Source organism: Cutibacterium sp. KBN10P07758, assembly GCF_050286205.1.
GTDB lineage: Bacteria > Actinomycetota > Actinomycetes > Propionibacteriales > Propionibacteriaceae > Cutibacterium > Cutibacterium acnes.
This window is the reverse complement of sequence record NZ_JBNNQV010000001.1, coordinates 1077875-1095644: the sequence shown is the minus strand read 5'-3', so window position 1 is coordinate 1095644 and position 17770 is coordinate 1077875. Positions and strand designations below refer to the sequence as shown.

Genomic DNA, 17770 nt, shown 5'->3' with positions numbered 1-17770 from the left:
GCCGAGCCCCCAGCCCAGGGTCAAAAGAGGGCGCGGCGAACCGGGATTCCAGCGGTCCTAAGATGCTCCTCTATGAACTGGCGTGCTGACGCACTGCGCGTGTTGGAATCGGGAGCGTCGTCGTTCCACATCTCGATCATCATTCGGCCGCGCCAACCCTGCTCAGCAAGGACAGCGAAGGACTCGTCCCAGTCGACGGTGCCCTCCCCCATTGGTACCCGACGAGGCTCGCCCGGCCTAACATCCTTGACGTGGATCGCGACCATGTGGCCCCGCCCGGCCTCGAGTTCGGTCACGACGTCAAGCTGTTGCTCGGCAATGTTGCCAAGGTCTGGGTACACCTGCAGGTAGGGCGAGTCGGCAAGCTTGACAAACTCCATCGCCTTCCGGATAGAGGTGACGTCGGTGCCGTCAACATTCTCGATGCCCATGACGACCCCCAGCCGTGCAGCCATCGGGACGGCATCGAGCAGGAGGTCGGTGTACCACTGCTCGGCATGGTCGTTCATCTGCTCGTAGTAGCAGTAATACCCCGCGACCTGAAGCACAGGAGCGCCAAGGTCGTGGCACAGCTGCAATCCTTCGCCCATCACCTCCCGAGCTCGCTGGCGCACGGCTGGGTCGGCACTACCAGGGCCAATACGCCGATGTACCGACAAGCAGACACCACCAATAGCGGTTTCTGTGGCCTCAACGCAATGGCGCACCATGCGACGCCGGCGCTGGTCCCATCCGAGCCGTGCCATCCTCTCTTCAGACTCATCGACGGACAGGTCGACGAAGCTGAATCCTGCCTCGGGTACCTGGTTTAGGAAGCGTCGCCAGTCGTCGTCGGTAGCCAAGGGGTTGCCGACGAGGGCTTTCTCATAGATGCCGAGGGTCACCCCGTCGGTCAGCGATTCGGTCATTGCGGCCACACCTCATCCAAGGTGGAGCGCAGTCGTTTCGCGGCAGCTTTGGGATCATCAGCAGCGACAATTGAGCGACCGGCAATTACGATGCCGACCGGATGCCCAGCGAAAACCGGAAGGTCTTCGGGGGTGATTCCTCCGGTGACGGTGACGGTGAATCCCATTCCTGCCAGCTCGTCGACCCGCCCGAGGTCTTCTGGTTTCCAGGAGAGGTCTCCGGCGGCCTCGCGGTCACGGGAACGCTTGACGATGACGTGTTGGACGCCGAGTGTGCGCCATCTGCGGGCACGCTCGGCGTCGTACCACTCGTCGGCGAGCTCGACTTGCACTTCACCGCCGAACTCCCCGGCCACTTTGCATACTTGGTCGATGGTTGTCAGGGATGCTCCGGCGACACAGGAGACGAGGTCGGCGCCTGCTTCAAAGCACATTCGGGCGATCTTGGCCCCGGCTTCGGCAATGCGAACGTCAGCAAGAATTGTCTTGTCAGGGTAGGCAGCCCGGATAGCCCGCACCGCATCCATTCCCTCACCAAGGACGAGGATGGTACCGCACTCGATGATGTCGATCTGGTCGACGGCGGTGGCCAACGGAGCCAGGGCCGACGGCAGATCATAGGTGTCAAGAGCGATCTGAAGTCGTGGCATCGTCGTCACCCGGCCAGCGGCTCGAAGCCGAAGAAGGTGGCCGCGTTGTTGATGAGGAGGTCGTTAACGTAGTCGCGGTCGACGCCTTCGTCTTCGACGAGACGTGGACAGAAGACGGCCGGATCGTAATCGATGCCTGAGACCGAACCGTAAACCTTTTGGTAAGAGGCCTTACCGGAGTCGGTGCCCAACAGAATCTGCTTGCCGTAGCCCTTCTCACCGAGGGTCTTCACGAGGTTGACGCGGGTGTTATCCGGGACGTACTTGATGCGGTTAGTGCCGTCCAGCTCGACGTAGCAGCCGAGCTTGCAGATCTGCTCGTGAACCCAGGGATCCCAGTTGCGCTGCATATGGCCGATAGCGATTTTGGCCGGATCAACACCCTGGTCAACAAGGAATCTTGCCTGCTCAGGGCCACAAGTTCCGGCCGTCACGTGGGTGTTAATGGGACAGCCGGTCTCCTTAGATGCGATGGCGACGGCTTGGCCGGACTTCTTTTCCCACTCGGTGATCTTGCCGTAGGCGGTGGCCCACTTGATGACGCCCGCCTTGACGTTGGTGCGCTCGACAATGGGGCCCATATAGTCGAAACGGTCGATGCCCTCAACGATGTCGGCGATGAGTAGATCGGCGATCTGAGTGACGGTGTACTGGTTGACCCAGCTCTGACGCCACTCGAGGTAGACCTTCTGCTGGTGGAATCCGGTGGCTTGGACGACCTGCAGCCCCGGAACCTTCTCGACGACCTGGAGGGTTTTGAGCACGCCGCGGCCTGAGGAGGCCGGGCACATGTCGATGATGGTTCCCCCAGCGGCCCAGCTCTTAGAGGCCTCGACGAAATATGTAGCCTCCTGGGCTGCCTTGTCGACGTCGTCAAGCAAGTGGTCAGGGTCGATGTAGACCTCCCCGGCTCCGACGCGGATGAGGTGATCGTGGGCATTGACGACGCCGAGGGTGTCGGGCGAAACGTCGCCATTGATGGTACGAACGACGGCCATTGGAGTGATTCCTCTCTCTCACGACTGTGTGACGGGAACCATTGAGCCGCCGCCACAGCAACCCCGCAAGGCCATGAGTTCACACATGTGAATTCATCCTAAGCAGAAAGGCTAGTATGGTGGCTTTACTTCCCGTTTTAACGGTGGACCTACCACAAAGATTCACATCTGTGAGACACTCATGACTGATCGCGAACACATCCAAACCTTGCTGACGGTCGCGCGGCGGTACTGGTTAGAGCAGGCCACTCAAGCCGAAATCGCCGCCGAGATCGGCTACTCCCGCTCGATGGTGTCCAGGCTTCTTGACGAGGCGAGGCGTCGCGGGATCATCACGTTCACAGTGCAGCATCCTTTGGAGCGAGCCATCGAGTTAGAGGACGCTCTGACACGCACCTTCGGGCTGACCTGCGCCCGAGTCGCGATGTCCAACGACAATGCCACGGCCGACGAGGTGGCGCGGATGGCAGCCGACCTGGTGACGACGTACATGCATCCCGATTCGGTAATCGCGTTGTCGAACGGGCGCGGGGTGGCGTCAGTGGTGCATGCGATGACGCCGATACGCCGTCCGGGGGCCACGGTGGTGCAGGCTATTGGTGGGACAGCCAAGGGAAATTTGTTGTTGGACTCTCCCGAGTTGTGCCGTCAGCTAGCAGAACGAATCGGGTGTGCATACCGGGTGATGCCGGCTCCGGTGCTGGTGTCGAATCCTCAGGCAGCGGCCGCGTTGAAGGCCGAGGAGTCAGTGGGTATGACGATCGCGATGGCCTCTCACGCAGACATCTTGGTGACCGGCGTAGGAACAGTCGGAATGCATTCGGTGGCGCCGATCTTCGACCACGTGATGTCGGAGCGCGCACACACAGAGTTGTTGTCACGCGGGGCCGTAGGACACATCTGCGGGCATCACGTCGATACCCGGGGTCGTCACATTGACGCAGACTTTTGTCAAGGGTTGATGGCAGTTCCGCTGGACCGGATTCCATCAATCACCCACGTCATCGTCAGCGCCTTTGGATCCGAAAAGGTGCCGGCCCTAACGGCAATTCTGCGAGGTAAATGGGTGACGGATCTGGTAACCGACATAGCGACGGCGAGGGCGGTGCTAGGCCATCTTGACTGAGATTCCAGTGGCTCGCCGGCTGTTAGGAACAGCATCCTGGCCGGGGGACGATTTCCGTGAACGCTGACGCCACACGGACCAGTATGGCAGGTTCACGGTTTCGCGTCCCAGTAGTTGGGCGAGCTTCTTTGAGGAGCGATCCCACTGCCGGGTCTAGTAAGACATCGGATTTGATACGCGTGGTCTTGCGTTGGCAGGTTTACGCTCAAGGGCTCTGATTATTGGCTCGCGTTGGCGGATACATGTTTCAGCGTTAGTGCCAGTCGAAACACACCCGTCGGTTGCCGCGATATGGATGACTTAGCAGTGAAGCTCTGGCCTTCCGACAATCTCGCGTCCCTACCCGGATTTTCACGACCTTCCACGACCAGACCCCCAACTGTGATATAGTTTCCATACGGCAACTATATTTGAGGGGAAACTAGAATGGACCTCCGAAGCATCCTGATGCATCTTCAGTGTGAGCTGGTCGCAGAGCGTTCCCTAGTGAATCCACTCGACATTTCCTGGCTGCAATACGATGTTCTCCTCCAGCTGGACAGAGAACACGAGATGCTGCCATCTGAGCTCAGTCTCGTCATGGGGATCTCACGCACGAAACTGTCTAAGGCGTTAAAGAGCTTGAAAGTTATGGGCTACGTTCGCCAGACCCCAAGCAAGTCAGACGGCAGAGAGCTGCGCACGTCCATAACTGAAAGCGGCAGACGCTTGCTCGAGGATATTTCGCTTCAGCACACCTCCCTGTACGAAACGGCGATTAGGTCGATGACGAAGGATGAGCTGGAGGTATTTGCTCGCTTGTCTGAAAAGCTGTCTTCTTCCCTCAAGCAGCAACGGATTGCGAGCCATGCGTAACCTCAGGAAGGATATCGTTTCGCGCAGCTCCGTGGGCTCGATCCAAATCCACGGTGCCAAGACACATAATCTGCGAGACGTCACAGTTTGCATCCCCAAGCATGCGCTTGTCGGCGTCGCCGGGGTTTCTGGTTCTGGAAAAACTTCCTTGGTATCTACTCTGGCAGCCGGGGCACAACAAGCCGTGTCCTCGCTTTTTCCGGCTTTTGTGCAAGCTAGGTTGAATACCTTGAAACCTGGCCTGGTCGATGGCTTGCAAGGTCTGACCTTCACCGCGATCGTCGGGCAAAAGAAATTCAGTGGAAATGCGCGCTCATCAGTGAGCACGGCCAGCGGTATCGCGCCATACCTGCGCCTGCTGTTCTCCCGGTCAGGGTCTCCCTCTGCAGGTTATTCTCCTTCGTACTCACCGAATGATCCGCGCGGCATGTGCATGGACTGCTCCGGCTTGGGCTATGTGGACGGTATCGACCTGCAAGAGCTTATCGCCCCCGACAGGAGCTTGAATGAAGGAGCTGTCCGCTTCCCCTCGTTCGAACCTGGAACTTATCGATGGAAACGTCTAGTGTGTTCTGGACTCTTCGACCCCGATGTGCCGTGGAAAGAACTGCCCGAGGCATCACGCAAGCTGCTCCTTCACGGCCAGGGAGTCCGTTTGGAGCGTCCCCTCACCGGCTATCCCAAACATGGCATCTTCGATGGGATCATTCCTCGCCTTAAAGCGTCATATTTGGAAAAAGCCAACGCGAAAACAACCGAGAAGGAAGATGCCGCACTGCGTAGGATCGTGAAGCGGGTCGTATGTCCTCATTGCCACGGTCAGCGCATTAACGAGGCAGCCCGCGCCAGTCGAATCGAGGGGCTCAACATTGCTGAAGCATCCCATTTGAGTATCGATGAATGCATTGCCTTTATCAAAACCATAACCGACGAGATAACTGAGGCACCCCGCCAAGCGGTTTTAGCAAGGCTGAACAACATGCGCGACATCGGCCTGGGGTATCTCAGCCTCGACCGTCCGACGGACACCCTTTCCGGCGGTGAAGCTCAACGGCTACGCCTCGTTAGCCTCTTGGACGCACCCATCACCGACGCAACTTTCGTGATGGATGAACCCTCAAGTGGACTGCACCCTGCCGATATCGAACGCCTGCTACGGTCGCTAAGGAAACTGCGGGACTCTGGGAACACTGTGATCATCGTCGAGCACAATCTGCAGGTCCTGGCCGCCTGCGATCATGTCGTTGAGCTCGGGCCGGGCGCGGGAGATGATGGCGGACGGGTTCTATTTGAGGGCAGCCCTCGGAGTTTGACCCGTAGCGACACCCCAACGGGAAAAGCACTGCGTGCAGGAATCCAACTGAATCGACGTTCTCGCCCCGCAACCGACGTCATAGAGGTCACTCACGCCCGCTGCAACAACCTGGGTGATGTGTCTGTGAGCTTTCCGGTCGGGGCACTCACGGTCGTATCTGGGGTGGCGGGTTCCGGAAAGAGTTCGCTGGCATCTGCTTTGGCCCAGCAGCACCCGGAAGTCACCATCATCGATCAATTGCCACTAGCAGCATCCAGCCGCTCCTCCATATTGACTGCTCTGGGTCTTGAATCCCCAATCCGTGAAGCCTTTTCCAAAATCTCAGGTTTGACTACCAGCTGGTTCAGCGCGAATGGGAAAGGCGCGTGCCCCTTGTGCAAGGGACGCGGCACGACACACGTAGACATGGCCTTCATGGATGACGTCCAAACACCGTGTGAGCGCTGCGGCGGCAGGAAGTTCAACGAAACCACGATGGCAGTCCGACTCCCAATGGGCTCGCTTAACCCCACGATCGCGGATGTTCTTGACAGCGGTTTGAATCAGGTCAGCGAACTATACGCCACCCAGGATGACGTGCTCACCGTCATATCCTTGCTCCAGCAGGTTGGCCTCGGCTATCTCACCTTGGGACGGACACTAAACACGCTCTCTGGCGGTGAGCTCCAGCGGATAAAGCTCGTCCAGTTCCTCAAGGAACATCGGGAGGAACAGGAAAGCGTGCTCGTATTAGATGAGATTACGACCGGATTACATCCCAAAGATGTAGAGCAATTGATCCAATTTTTACGCCGATTGTCCGAGAGGGGTGCAACCGCCATCGCGATCGACCATAACCCAGGGCTCATCTCTCAGGCCGATTACAACATCGATATCGGCCCAGGCGCGGGGACTCAAGGCGGCACGGTAGTCTTCACCGGAACAGCATGGGGACTGGCTAACTGTCCGGCGTCCACGACAGGAAAATGGCTTCACAAATTGGTCTGCTCACCCGCCGGCGTTGAACCAGCCCCATGAGTATTTTCTTGTGTTGACAGATGAAAACAGCAGGAGATCTGCTTGCCGAGTAGCCAGCGTTTTTCGCCGCTTTAGGATAAAGGAAATTCCGCCACCGTGGTGATTGACGGAGAAAAGGACAGTTATTTCCCTCTAGAGGTTTTCGGGCTTTTCACGGTTCGGGAGTGTTGTTGGGGTCTGGATCTGCCGGTTTCCAAGAGGGATCTGGTGGTGCCGTGGGTAAGGAGGGTCTGAAAGCTACGGGCGGTGCCGTGGAGGTGTTCGAGACATCCATTGATCGCTTCGGTGGGGCCGTTGCTGGAGTCATGGTGGTAAGAACGCGAGGATATCCTCGCCGCGCTTGGTCAGGACCCGGCCAAGCTTGCAGACCGCGGCAAGGCTGGTGGGGGCGGCTGAGGCAATTGAGTTAATCAAACGGGTCATGGTCTTCTTGCCCTCTGCTCGCGTGCTGGCGCGGTAGACGGCGAACATGCGCTAATAGACCCCTATGTGGCCTCGACTTCGACGTGCCGATCAGCGGCGAACAGCTCATTCACGCGCTGCTGTTGCTTGTCAGTGGGTAGATGATCTGCGCCGGTGGGGAGGGTTCGCTGATTCTGGTAAGCAGGTGGTGCCTGCGGTCCCGGGTGCTGTACAGCTCGATTTGGACCCGGCACCGACACAAGTCGAGCGCGTCACCTGCGAGGCGGATGACGTGGATGCGGTCCACGACCGTCGTGGCCTTGGGGATTTCTTCAGCCGCAGCCGTCTTGAAGCCGGCGAAACCGTCCATCGCGACGATTCAGATGCCGTCACGCCAAGTCCGGGATTGGGCCGGCAGCCAGGTCTTGAAGACCTGTTTCAAACGCTCTTCGACCATCGCCAGCCTCCTGCGCCCACGCGCCCTTCATACGTTTCGAACGTGAGTGAGTGTATTCCCAACGACCGCCAGTTTTGATCGCACTCACGTTCCACTCATGCGAACAACCAACCCCGCAACCCCTCCAGCCGCCGCAGCACCGTGCGGGCGCACCCGAATCAATCGGCGTCATCACCTATCAGAGATGGCTCGGCGCAGCATTCCCAATGCTTTCTCGAGCGACTCCGGTTCATGCCAGACAGGAAGCCGCAACATTGTCCGCTGCCCGTCATAAGCCGAATATCCCGGCCCCGGAGCCAGTCGAACCCCCACTCGTTTCGCAGGTTCAGCCAAAGCTGAGGAGTCATTGTGAGTATCGGCCCACAAACCAGTACCACTTTGTGATGCGGTCCACACCCACGCCGGAAACACGTCGCTAACAACCTCACATGTTGCCCCCCGGCCGGCTTGAAGAGCGCTCGTCGCTCTCGACGCGCTTCCCCCACATGCGTCATCAGGTTGGTGGCAACCACCTGGGTTGATATGGGGCTGGCAAGATCCTCCGCCTTGCGACGCTCGATCAGTTGCCGAATGCGCGTCGAACTGGCTCTCAACCATCCGATTCTCAGACCACCCCAAAACAGTTTCGACAGTGTTCCGATCGTGAGTACCAGATCATCGCTCATCTCTCCTGCCAACATGGGAGCGGGTAATCCCGATGCAGTGAGGTCATACGAGCAGCAATCCTCGACAACGGGAACACTATAGTGATCAAGCAAGGCAGCAAGGGCTTTGCGATGGCTGGGAGCCATCGTCAGACCAGTCGGATATGGATGTTCGTCTGGTAATAGAACATCGCTGGCGCACGTCGCAAATCGCGGTCAACGAGATCAAGAGCCAGACCTGCGACAGTCAGCATACGCCGGTGTTAACAGCGATCCGCTGCGGGACCGTGGGAACTCCATCACGAGCGAACGGTTCCGCGATAGCCGCACGCAATATGGGTAGTCCAGCCGGTTCAACAATCCCAAAAGCCTCCGCCACGGTTTGCCGAGATATTTGCAGGGCCAACTTCGACAACCACACCTGGAGTATTGCCCTTCTTCGCAACCAGCGGTACAACCATATAGGCCAATTCGTCTCAAGCAGCATGGTGCAGGCAGAATCACCGAACTACGGTCATGATGACATGATCACGAAGGAGTGTTTCATGGCCGCAATTGCTGTGTTCGGAACCTTGGATACCGAGGGAGACGAGCTCGACTGGCTTCGTCACCGCATTCTTACCAACGGCAGCAAGGTAGAGTCATCATCGATGTTGGCTCATTCTCCAACAGCCGCATAGCCGATTGAATTCCCCAAGCTCCTGGTTTCCACGATGTCTTCCGGAGATGCCAGAGCCTACGTGGGACAGGCCGACGTCACACTTATGTACTCCGTCGTTAACGTGGCCGACATCAATCACGTATCGCGCATGGTCTTCGCGAATGCATCCGCCGCTATCGCAGCCATGGTCAAAGAGTACGAAGAAGCTGGAATCGTCAGCAACACAGCTCACAACAAACCGGTCGCTGGCCTGACGATGTCCGGATTGACAACGCCCGCCGCTGACGAAGCCGCAAGACTTGGGTACGAAGTCCTCGTCTTCCACACAACTGATTCCGGTGAGAAATCGATGGAATAGCTCGCATCGTCTGGACTACTCACGGGAATATGTGACTAGGAGATCCAGATTAGAAGGCTATCCAGATGATTCCTCAAGAATTTTTCCATGTACTCGGTCGGACTCCTCCATGAGATGAAATAGTTCACAGGCGGCAGTCTCGGCAAAAGGAAACTACCCGCATAGCTATGTAGACGTGGTAGTGTAACCACCATGAAGAAAGAGCACGAACGTTCTCTCCCACTCGCTCTCCCGGACGATTATTTACTTCCGTATGGTACTGAGTTGACGCCGTCCTCATTCACGAAGACCATGGACAACACATACATCGTCGACGCCCTCGACTCCCACGGCAACCCGGCCCATTATGAAATCGCCGTCAATGGCAATCTCGCCAAGTGCACTATCGACGGGGAAGCAGCATCTTACGAGAATCCGTACTCACATCGAGATACCGGGGCGGAAGCCCCGATCCTTGATTGGTTCGACTGGATCGCATCCCAGGACGCTGCAGGGCACCGTTATCTTGATAGCGACATTTACGGTGGGCAAACCGTAGCAGCCAAACTATTCTGCGCAGAACACAACCTCGTTACCTACAGTTCAACCAAGTGCTGTGTCAGCAATTTCTCGACTCTGTCGGAGTTTCAGGAGTGGCTCGACAGCAGCGTGCTCCAGGAAACTCCCATGCGAGCCGAGGTGGTCGGCCTCTTGACAGACCCTGAGCAAGCGCGAAAACCCTTCAGCTACGCCTTCGACCTCCTCGACGCGATCGAGGGTCCAGATGCGGTGAGCGAGCTCAAACTTGCAACTGCTGGTGAAAAAGATTGTGGCCTGAGACTTACTTCCGCCAACTTTGGCGGCAATGAAATCCTCCTAGAAGATGGCCGTACCATGGGTAGAACGGTTTCCATGGTCAAGGCATGCTACGACGATGGCACCCAGCCCACATGGATGCATGCAATTGGATTCGTGCCGAAAACATACCTCCCCGAAATGAACGTCCGCGTCGTTCACGAAAATGACGCGGCTTGGTGGGGCATACTCGTCGACCAGTTGGACGTCTGTCTGGTCCTTCCCCGTCCTTCCGCCGAACGACAACTCGACACAAACGTCAAGGTCCATATGGACCGGGATGGCACCGAAGCGTTCATCCGGTTCTCCCCCACCGACGAGTGTGAACTAGTCAACCGACTCGACGACCGCTTCAAACGTAAATGGGGACGGTGGCTCGACTCATCCATCGTCCTCGACAATCGCGAGATCCAGGACGCTGTCACCCACATGGAGTCGATTCTTGACAAGGAATACGGAGGCCGAACGGCATGACTGAGAAACAGGTACGAACTGTCCTTCCAACCAAGGATGAGCCGAGAGCTCATCGCGGCCGCTCGACGGAATTCGATGATGGAGGCCCCGATGACTTCGACATCCCGGGTGAAGGCGGCGCGGCGTGCGCTTGGACCGAATCGCTTTGCGTTGACTCCGTCACGCGCTTCATTGTCCGGGTACCCGTCCAGGAAGGAATAGATCCGGAAATTGAGCGGTACTGTGACCGACATTGGGTGCTCAAGCTTGCCGAAATTATTGAGACGGATATGCCTATTTGTAAGCACTCTCTACGCGACCACGTCATTTCGACTGGTGAGCTAGTCGGGGATACTTGGGAGGTGCGTACCGAAGGCTAACTAACCCCGTCCGCCTTCGTCAACGGCGCCCTGCGCTGAACAGTGGGCCGCTCAAGTATTGCCAATCCGGTAGTTTTCTGCGAGCTCGCATAAGGTCTTCTCCATGGGCACCCGTAGGGCACTGCTCCACGGGAACACCGGCGAGTCGTGCCAGATGAGTGCGATCTCAATGGTGGCTCCCACCAGGGTCCAAGCCGAGATTCGCGAGCCCAATCCAGGACCCAGCATTTTCACTGATCGCACCCGCCCAGCAGTTGCGACCCGCTCAGCCTCCCCGGACCTGACTATATGAGTTATCGAGGTTCCAGCAGCTTCGAAGGAGCCCGGTGAATACCCTCTCGTCTCAACCACACAAGTACGGCTCGAACACGGCGGTTGTCGTCGGTGGGATCAAAGCCGAGCTTGATGAAGACGTTGGCCACGTGCTTGCTGACGCCGCTACGGCTCAAAAACAATCGCTCACCAATCTGAGAATTGGAGAGTCCTTGGGCCATGAGTTCTAGGACGTCCCGTTCCCGATCAGTCAACATGGCCAAACCGTCACTAGCAGCGCCGACGAGTGCGCGGGTGACTTCGGGGTCCACGACAGTTCCCCCGGCTACCACGTCGACGAGAGCCCGCGAGAACTCGGCAACATCCGAAACGCGCTCCTTGAGTAGATAGCCGAATGCCCCGTAGTCCAGGAGTCGGTCCAGATAGGCTGCCGCAACATACTGGGACAGTACGATGACAGGCAAAACCGGGCGCCCCTCAGCAAGTCGTTCACGGCGTAGCTCGTGAACGACTGCCAAACCGTCATCGGCCATCCGCGGGGGCATGCGGACATCTGTAACAATCGCCTCGATGTCGCTGAATCGTCCCGCCTGCAACAGAGTGTCGGCGTCGCCCACCTCGACGACGTGGTGCCCCATGGCTCGCAACAGTTGGCAAAGCCCAGCTCGTAACAGAGCCGAATCCTCAGCCAGTAGTACTTTCATCTCGGCCTCCTTCCTCATACAGCGGTCTTGCGAGGGATTTGTACACGCAATCGCCCACCGCCTGTGGCCTTATCTTGTCCGAACCAGAGGCTGCCGCCAAGCATCTCAGCTTGTTGCGTCAGGCCAGCCAGTCCAGAACTGTCCGGGGACACTGCTCCGTCCTGGGGACCGGTGCCATCATCGACGACCGTCACCTCGACTGACTCCGCATGCCAGGTGACAGTGACCGCGACAGCTGAGGCTCCTCCATGTCGAACAGCATTCGTCATGGCCTCGGCAACGGCGTGGTACAGCAGCACTGCTCCCGAAGAACTGACCTGCTGGTCGTGTCCATTCTCCTGGACCTGCACCGAGCCACGTAACCCGGAAAGGCCGACCAGCTCACGGACAGCCTCAGTCAGACCGGCCTCGTCGAGCACTCGAGGGTGGATCCCTCGGATGGTCGTGCGGAGCGCAGCAACAGCTCGTCCAGTGTTCTCCTGTGCAATCGCGATGGCTGCAAGGGCCTCCGGGTTGTCAGTTGACGCGAGCTGCGCTGTCGCCAGCGCTAGTTGTGTTGCAGTGAGGTACTGCTGCACACCATCGTGAAGCTCTCGCTCAATGCGTCTCCGTTCACTCGAGAATGAGTCCGTCAGCACCTTACGAGATCGCTGAAGATCGTCAACGGTCGTGCGCGTCATGGTGAGGAGCGCCCACACCGCCACGGACAACCCAGAGAGGACCCAACAGGAGACGATCTCGAGCATCAGAGTGATCAGCGACAGCGACGCCATGACGGGGCGGGCAAGCCCATCGCCCGGGTACCACCCGAAGAGGTCCCACCCATGCTGAGTCGTGATCGCCGCCCAGGCGAACGCACCGGCCAAAACCGATCCCATGGAGAGCACACCAAAGGCTGCCGCGCCCAGGAGCATCTGCACCAGGGCGCACAGCCAGGTACGCCAGTCGACACCGGGCGTGCGCGGACGCGGAACACGACATCCCCGCCAGAATGCCATTCCTCGCCACATATCGTCGCTCGCGGAACCGACTCCACCAATGAGGACCAGTCCTAGCAAAGACAGCAGGGCCATCGGACCACACAACACGGCGAGAACGAACGCGTGGGCAAGAGACTTGAGGTTCGCTGTCGAGAACACAAACCTAATCGGGTTCCAAGACCATCCGTTGGGCCATACCCGTCTCGTGACCGAGGAAGGCTCAACGGAATGCATTCTGTGAGGCTACCGCAGGCTCTGGCGTAAAGCAGTGGAGCCAGGTCCACTACAACTCGGTACTCATGTCCATTCCTTGGCAAAGGAGTTTTCGATGGAGTGAAGGACAAGGGATGACCCGGCTTAGAGAGGAACCACCAGTGCCGACTCTAGAGGTCAAAGAACTACACCATCGATTCGAAAAGGGTCCCGAAGTGCTCCGGGGTGTCAGCGTCACGTTCCAGTCGGGAACGATGACAGCAATCATGGGACCCTCGGGCTCGGGCAAGTCAACCCTTCTGAACTGCATATCGGGACTGGTCAGACCCAAAACAGGCAAAGTTCTCTACAACGGCGCAGATCTGACAGGGTTCAGCCAGAGCGACCTGGACAAGCTACACCGCAGATCGTGGGGGTTCATTTTCCAGTCCTACAACCTCGTTGACGCCTTGACATCTGCCGATAACGTCAAGCTACCGGCCTTGTTCGACCGCAAACGCATGGACAATGCAACCGTCGAAGCTGCGCTCGGACGCGTGGGAATGGCTGGATTCGCTCACCGATATCCAGATCAGCTATCAGGCGGGCAACGACAGCGTGTCGCCATCGCGCGTGCCATTGCTTCGACCCGGGAGGTCGTCTTCGCCGACGAACCCACCGGAGCGCTCGACAGTGAGTCTCGCCGCGAGGTAATGACTCATCTGGAGGCTCTTTCCCAGGCTGGATCAACTGTGATCATCGTGACTCACGACCCCGTCGTCGCCGCTTCGGCTTCTCGTGTGTTGTTTCTCTTCGACGGCCAGATCGCCGACGACAGCACCGGCATGGACGCCGTGGCAATCTCCAGTCGCATCGCTGCTTTGGAGGCACAGGCGTGCGGGAGCTGACTGTTCTGTCTGTGCGTCTGGTTCGTCAACACCTGACCCTGTATCTGGGCTGTCTGGCGACGATCGTAGCTACGGCAGCGCTGACATCGGCCGAAGCCGGACTGGTTCATGGGTTCTCTGACATCACCAGGGTGCACGTTGCGGGTTTCTCAACCGAAGAAGTTGCCACACAGTTACCCGGCATCCGAAGCATTCTGACCTTGTTGGCAGGGCTGGCAATCGCCATCAGCGGTGTCCTCATGATTACAGCCATCAGGCAAGTCATCGCATCCCGACAAGAGGAATTGGCGATGATGCGCCTCACGGGCGCCAGCCGTGGACTACTGGCGCGGATGATTGCCAGCGAGTCTTTCATCCTCGGCTTGCTCGCAGGCCTGCCCGGCGCCTTGATTGGCGCCGCACTAACCTATCCCTTGTTTCGGGGCATGCAAGCAGTCGGCTTCTTTGGTCGTACCATGACGATCGACTTCAGGTTCCCGGTAGGCAGCATGTTCGCGGTGACTGGGCTCATCGCCACTGTCGCCGCGACTGCGGGTTGTGTCGCTACTCGCATCAGCATTAGAGGTGACCTGCTGGCGTCCATTGCACCCATGGCTCGCCGCATGTCCTGGTGGCAGATCGCTTGGCGGTTCGTTCTAATACTGACGGGTGTCGTCAGTTTGGTTGTTTTGGACCCGCAGGGTATGGGAACCAACATCATTCTGATATTGCCGATATTGGCCGTGGTGCCGCTTCTTGCGGCAGCTCCTCTGGCGATGCCTATCGGGGCATGGGTCGTCGGGCGGATCGTCGGATTGTTCGCGCCAGGACCTGGCAAGTTGGCTGCCCGACGCGCCGCGAAGGATCGTATGCGCTATGCGCGCCTCGTCACTCCGGCGATCATCTCATGCGGCATTCTGGGAGGGTTCCTGGTCGCTAACGCACCCGATGAGCAGATGCGCACGCAAGCACTCACTGCACAGGTAGCCGCCGACACCGTGATTACCACCAATCTTGATGACGCTACTCCGATCGCCAAGGCCCTGGGCCACAAAACCCGCCAGCAGTCGCGGCTTGCCTCCCGATACCGAGTTGCCGGAGGCACCCGACGTATGTGGCACTTCACAGACGCGCCGGCGTTCGCCAAGCTGACCAACCTGCACATCACGGCGGGAGACATGTCCCGAGTTACGGGCACCAACATTGCAAGCGGGATTGGTAACTCAGTGGGCGATCGCATAGCCGTAGTGGACAACACTGGACATCCTGTGACCTTGACTGTTGTGGCGGTCTTCACCGACGAAGTGTATGAAGGGCTCATCTTTGACTGGGGCCAGATCAGCGCCCTCGGGCCAAAGAACACAACCGCCACCATCTTCACTAAGGGCCTGTCGACGGGAGAAGTCCGCTCCGTGCTGCAGTCTGAAGGCATCAGCGGAACCGTTTTCGACAAGACCGGCTTCGTTCAGTACATGTCAGATCTCCGCAGAGCCAACACCTATCGCTCCAATGTTGGCCTCTTCGCCACCGTCTACCTGATGTGCCTCATCGGAGTCATCCAGACCACCATCAGCAACGGACTGTCACGCCGCAAAGAATTCCAAGTACTGCGCTCGCTTGGAGTCAGCCGCCTCGGCATCCTGGCCACCGTCGGCGTCGAGGCAGCGATTCTGCAAGTTGTCACCGGCATCTTGGTGTTTTCTGTCATCTTGGCCCTGGGTTTCAGGTTTGCCTCCAACAACGGAACCTCGGCCTGGGCTGCCGTGTCAGCTGCACTGCCTACGACCGCTGGCGCGTTCTGCCTCATAGCCGTCCTCACCGTGGTCGCGCAGCTTATCGGGAGTCAAGTGTCACTGCGTTACAGCAGCAATTGAACTGGCCCGAGTAGCGCATGTGTCGGATCGACGTTTGATGAGGCTGTTCGCTGAAGTTTTGTCTCCGATCGCATGATTCCCATGTCGGGATATATAAGAGAGGGTTTGTCTACTACAAGACCCCGCCTATTACGCCTTGAGACTTCCCGACCGGATAGCTTGCGATAGCGGCTATTTTTACTAGTTTCGGCTACCGCGGCTAGCTGTTTGCGCTTATCAGCGGCGCTTCGCCATCGATCGGTAGACCTACGCAGAGAGTGTGACGACTCTGGCTCGGCCGCGCGAACCGTGTGTGCGCTGGTCGCGAGAGGTGTACCGGACATCGAAGTGGCCGCCGGAATCCTGTGTTGTGGACTCTCGGGGTCAGTCTGCTCGCTTACCTGAGATGGCTCAAACTTTTCTGACCGCCGCCGAAATCGTCGAGCTGGTCGCTGCCTACGAGGCCGGCGAGACGCTACGCAGGCTGGGCAAACAGTTCCACATCCACCGCCTGACCGCGACAGCCCATCTCGCACGCCGCGGCGTTCCCGTGCGCCAGCGAAGTCTGGGCTCTGTACAAAACAAAGGAGGCCGTCCGGGGCTACCAAGTCGGTTGCACGCCCGTGCAACTGGGCCGCCAGTTCGAGGTGGACGCGCAGACCATGCGTCGAACCATCACACGACAGCGGGTGTCGATCCGACCAGATGGACGACCTCGTCGGCCGTGGCTCGGGCAATTCCCACAACAGCACCTTCGAGCCACAGCTGGTCAAGAAACGTCAACGCCGCTTGTCAGACATGGACCTGATCCTCAGCTTGTTCGTGAAGGGCCTGACCACTGGAGAGATCGCCGCGCACTTTGCCGAGGTGCATGGCACGTCGGTGTCGAAGGACACGATCAGTTAGATCACTAGCGGGTCATCGACGAGGTGAACACGTGGATAACCCGCCTGCTAGAGAAGGTCTACGCAGCTACCTCCATTGATACGATCACCGATCTTGGTCTATGACAGACAGGTCCTATCCGGCGATGATCCGGCTTCGGCGCAACGCCTGGACCGAGTTCGTCCCGTTCCTGGATTACGACGTCGAGATCCGCAAGATCCTCTGCTCGACGAACGCGATCAAGTCGTTGAACACCCGCTTCCGCACGGTCATGCGGGCGCAGGGTCATTTCCCGACGCGCTGAAGGCCTTGTACCTGGCCGTGAGATCATTGAACCTCAAGGACACCGCACAGTTCCGGGCCCCGTACTCAAGCTGGCTCAGTGATCCGGGTAACACACGAGGCACTCATATCGGGGACGTGATTGGGTCAGATACCGCGGTGCTGATGGTAGTTCACGAAGCTGGACAGGGTCTTTTCGATGAGTTCCCGCAGCGCAAAGCTTGATGGGAACTCTGGTGAGTCTGGCCAGGCGAGCACCGTCTCAGTGATGGTCCCCACCAGGACCCGGGCGTAGATTCGCGAGTCCAATCCAGGCCCTAGCACCTCGCTGATGGCATCGGTCCAGGAAGTGGAACGCTGCCATAGGGCATTCACTAAAGTCTGGTTAGCTCGAACTAAGGCAACGCGCTCGGCCAGTTCCGCTTCCCAAGATGCTGCGTCTGCGAAGAAATCATCGAGAACATCTGGGATTTCGCCTGGGATACGAATTCGATCTAGCGCACCAATGGCATGATTCATTTGGTCAGTAGTGGCGACGCTGGTGACGACGGCTTCCTTGCTGCCGAAGTGTCGGTAGAAAGTCATGGCGGAGACGTCAGCGGCCTCGGTAATCTGTTCCACGGTCACGCTGTCAAAACCGTCCCGGGCAAACAACG

The 17770-nt window shown here is 58.4% G+C and carries 18 protein-coding genes and 2 pseudogenes; 10 read left to right on the top strand and 10 right to left on the bottom strand.

Going from position 1 to position 17770, the window contains the following annotated elements:
• Positions 1 to 20: 20 nt before the first annotated feature.
• From ACOYO3_RS05425 to ACOYO3_RS05415, 3 genes are read right to left on the bottom strand one after another with little or no spacing between them, the layout of a single operon-like run.
• On the bottom strand, positions 21 to 908 hold the full coding sequence (locus tag ACOYO3_RS05425) for an L-ribulose-5-phosphate 3-epimerase (protein ID WP_002515514.1): 888 nt from the start codon (positions 906 to 908) through the stop codon (positions 21 to 23).
• On the bottom strand, positions 905 to 1558 hold the full coding sequence (locus tag ACOYO3_RS05420; RefSeq protein WP_427305800.1) for an orotidine 5'-phosphate decarboxylase / HUMPS family protein: 654 nt from the start codon (positions 1556 to 1558) through the stop codon (positions 905 to 907). The genes ACOYO3_RS05425 and ACOYO3_RS05420 overlap by 4 nt, the downstream gene beginning before the upstream one ends.
• A gap of 5 nt (positions 1559 to 1563) precedes the next feature.
• On the bottom strand, positions 1564 to 2556 hold the full coding sequence (locus ACOYO3_RS05415; protein WP_002517918.1) for a phosphotriesterase family protein: 993 nt from the start codon (positions 2554 to 2556) through the stop codon (positions 1564 to 1566).
• 181 nt (positions 2557 to 2737) lie between these two features.
• Here ACOYO3_RS05415 and ACOYO3_RS05410 point away from each other — a divergent pair, with 181 nt between their 5' ends.
• From ACOYO3_RS05410 to ACOYO3_RS05400, 3 genes are all read left to right on the top strand, one after another.
• Positions 2738 to 3682 carry a sugar-binding transcriptional regulator gene (locus ACOYO3_RS05410; RefSeq protein ID WP_002515447.1) on the top strand — a complete coding sequence of 315 codons (945 nt, stop codon included), beginning with the start codon at positions 2738 to 2740 and terminating at the stop codon, positions 3680 to 3682.
• A 426-nt stretch (positions 3683 to 4108) separates the two neighbouring features.
• The gene (locus tag ACOYO3_RS05405; RefSeq protein WP_002519070.1) at positions 4109 to 4537 is read left to right on the top strand and encodes a MarR family winged helix-turn-helix transcriptional regulator; all 429 of its coding nucleotides are present in this window, start codon (positions 4109 to 4111) and stop codon (positions 4535 to 4537) included.
• Between the two features lie 427 nt (positions 4538 to 4964).
• Positions 4965 to 6869 (top strand): ATP-binding cassette domain-containing protein, encoded by a 1905-nt coding sequence (locus ACOYO3_RS05400; protein ID WP_002519071.1) that lies wholly within the window; start codon positions 4965 to 4967, stop codon positions 6867 to 6869.
• 122 nt (positions 6870 to 6991) lie between these two features.
• Here the strand turns inward: ACOYO3_RS05400 and ACOYO3_RS05395 are convergent.
• The 4 genes and pseudogenes from ACOYO3_RS05395 to ACOYO3_RS05380 form a co-directional block, all read right to left on the bottom strand.
• Positions 6992 to 7740 (bottom strand): annotated as a pseudogene (locus ACOYO3_RS05395) (transposase); the annotation flags it as partial.
• Between the two features lie 146 nt (positions 7741 to 7886).
• The gene (locus ACOYO3_RS05390) at positions 7887 to 8408 is read right to left on the bottom strand and encodes a hypothetical protein (RefSeq protein ID WP_002525035.1); all 522 of its coding nucleotides are present in this window, start codon (positions 8406 to 8408) and stop codon (positions 7887 to 7889) included.
• A gap of 113 nt (positions 8409 to 8521) precedes the next feature.
• Entirely contained in the window at positions 8522 to 8626 is a 105-nt protein-coding gene (locus tag ACOYO3_RS05385) for a hypothetical protein (RefSeq protein ID WP_002551052.1), read from the bottom strand.
• Positions 8620 to 8859, bottom strand: a complete 240-nt coding sequence (locus ACOYO3_RS05380; protein ID WP_002520425.1) for a hypothetical protein — start codon at positions 8857 to 8859, stop codon at positions 8620 to 8622. The genes ACOYO3_RS05385 and ACOYO3_RS05380 overlap by 7 nt, the downstream gene beginning before the upstream one ends.
• On the opposite strand from ACOYO3_RS05380, the gene ACOYO3_RS05375 reads away from it, so the two are divergent.
• The 4 genes from ACOYO3_RS05375 to ACOYO3_RS05360 all read left to right on the top strand — a co-directional run bounded on the left by ACOYO3_RS05375 (position 8858) and on the right by ACOYO3_RS05360 (position 11058).
• On the top strand, positions 8858 to 9052 hold the full coding sequence (locus ACOYO3_RS05375) for a hypothetical protein (protein ID WP_002519074.1): 195 nt from the start codon (positions 8858 to 8860) through the stop codon (positions 9050 to 9052). The genes ACOYO3_RS05380 and ACOYO3_RS05375 overlap by 2 nt on opposite strands.
• A 3-nt stretch (positions 9053 to 9055) precedes the next feature.
• The gene (locus ACOYO3_RS05370; protein ID WP_420481807.1) at positions 9056 to 9391 is read left to right on the top strand and encodes a Tm-1-like ATP-binding domain-containing protein; all 336 of its coding nucleotides are present in this window, start codon (positions 9056 to 9058) and stop codon (positions 9389 to 9391) included.
• A gap of 192 nt (positions 9392 to 9583) precedes the next feature.
• Entirely contained in the window at positions 9584 to 10699 is a 1116-nt protein-coding gene (locus tag ACOYO3_RS05365) for a hypothetical protein (protein WP_002520424.1), read from the top strand.
• Complete coding sequence (locus ACOYO3_RS05360) at positions 10696 to 11058, top strand: hypothetical protein (RefSeq protein ID WP_002515479.1); 363 nt, start codon at positions 10696 to 10698, stop codon at positions 11056 to 11058. The genes ACOYO3_RS05365 and ACOYO3_RS05360 overlap by 4 nt, the downstream gene beginning before the upstream one ends.
• A 293-nt stretch (positions 11059 to 11351) precedes the next feature.
• Here ACOYO3_RS05360 and ACOYO3_RS05355 read toward each other — a convergent pair whose 3' ends face one another.
• Both ACOYO3_RS05355 and ACOYO3_RS05350 read right to left on the bottom strand, forming a co-directional pair.
• Positions 11352 to 12053 (bottom strand): response regulator transcription factor, encoded by a 702-nt coding sequence (locus ACOYO3_RS05355; protein ID WP_002519078.1) that lies wholly within the window; start codon positions 12051 to 12053, stop codon positions 11352 to 11354.
• Complete coding sequence (locus ACOYO3_RS05350) at positions 12050 to 13174, bottom strand: sensor histidine kinase (RefSeq protein WP_002519079.1); 1125 nt, start codon at positions 13172 to 13174, stop codon at positions 12050 to 12052. The genes ACOYO3_RS05355 and ACOYO3_RS05350 overlap by 4 nt, the downstream gene beginning before the upstream one ends.
• Positions 13175 to 13362: 188 nt before the next feature.
• Here ACOYO3_RS05350 and ACOYO3_RS05345 point away from each other — a divergent pair, with 188 nt between their 5' ends.
• The 3 genes and pseudogenes from ACOYO3_RS05345 to ACOYO3_RS05335 all read left to right on the top strand — a co-directional run.
• Positions 13363 to 14115 carry an ABC transporter ATP-binding protein gene (locus ACOYO3_RS05345; protein WP_002519080.1) on the top strand — a complete coding sequence of 251 codons (753 nt, stop codon included), beginning with the start codon at positions 13363 to 13365 and terminating at the stop codon, positions 14113 to 14115.
• Positions 14103 to 15968 (top strand): FtsX-like permease family protein, encoded by a 1866-nt coding sequence (locus tag ACOYO3_RS05340; protein ID WP_002515670.1) that lies wholly within the window; start codon positions 14103 to 14105, stop codon positions 15966 to 15968. Before ACOYO3_RS05345 ends, ACOYO3_RS05340 begins: the two co-directional genes overlap by 13 nt.
• Positions 15969 to 16697: 729 nt before the next feature.
• Positions 16698 to 17174: pseudogene (locus ACOYO3_RS05335) on the top strand (transposase); the annotation flags it as partial.
• 87 nt (positions 17175 to 17261) lie between these two features.
• On the opposite strand, the gene ACOYO3_RS05330 reads toward ACOYO3_RS05335, so the two are convergent.
• Positions 17262 to 17768, bottom strand: coding sequence for a TetR/AcrR family transcriptional regulator (locus ACOYO3_RS05330; protein WP_002525039.1), 507 nt, complete (start codon positions 17766 to 17768; stop codon positions 17262 to 17264).
• Positions 17769 to 17770 lie beyond the last annotated feature (2 nt).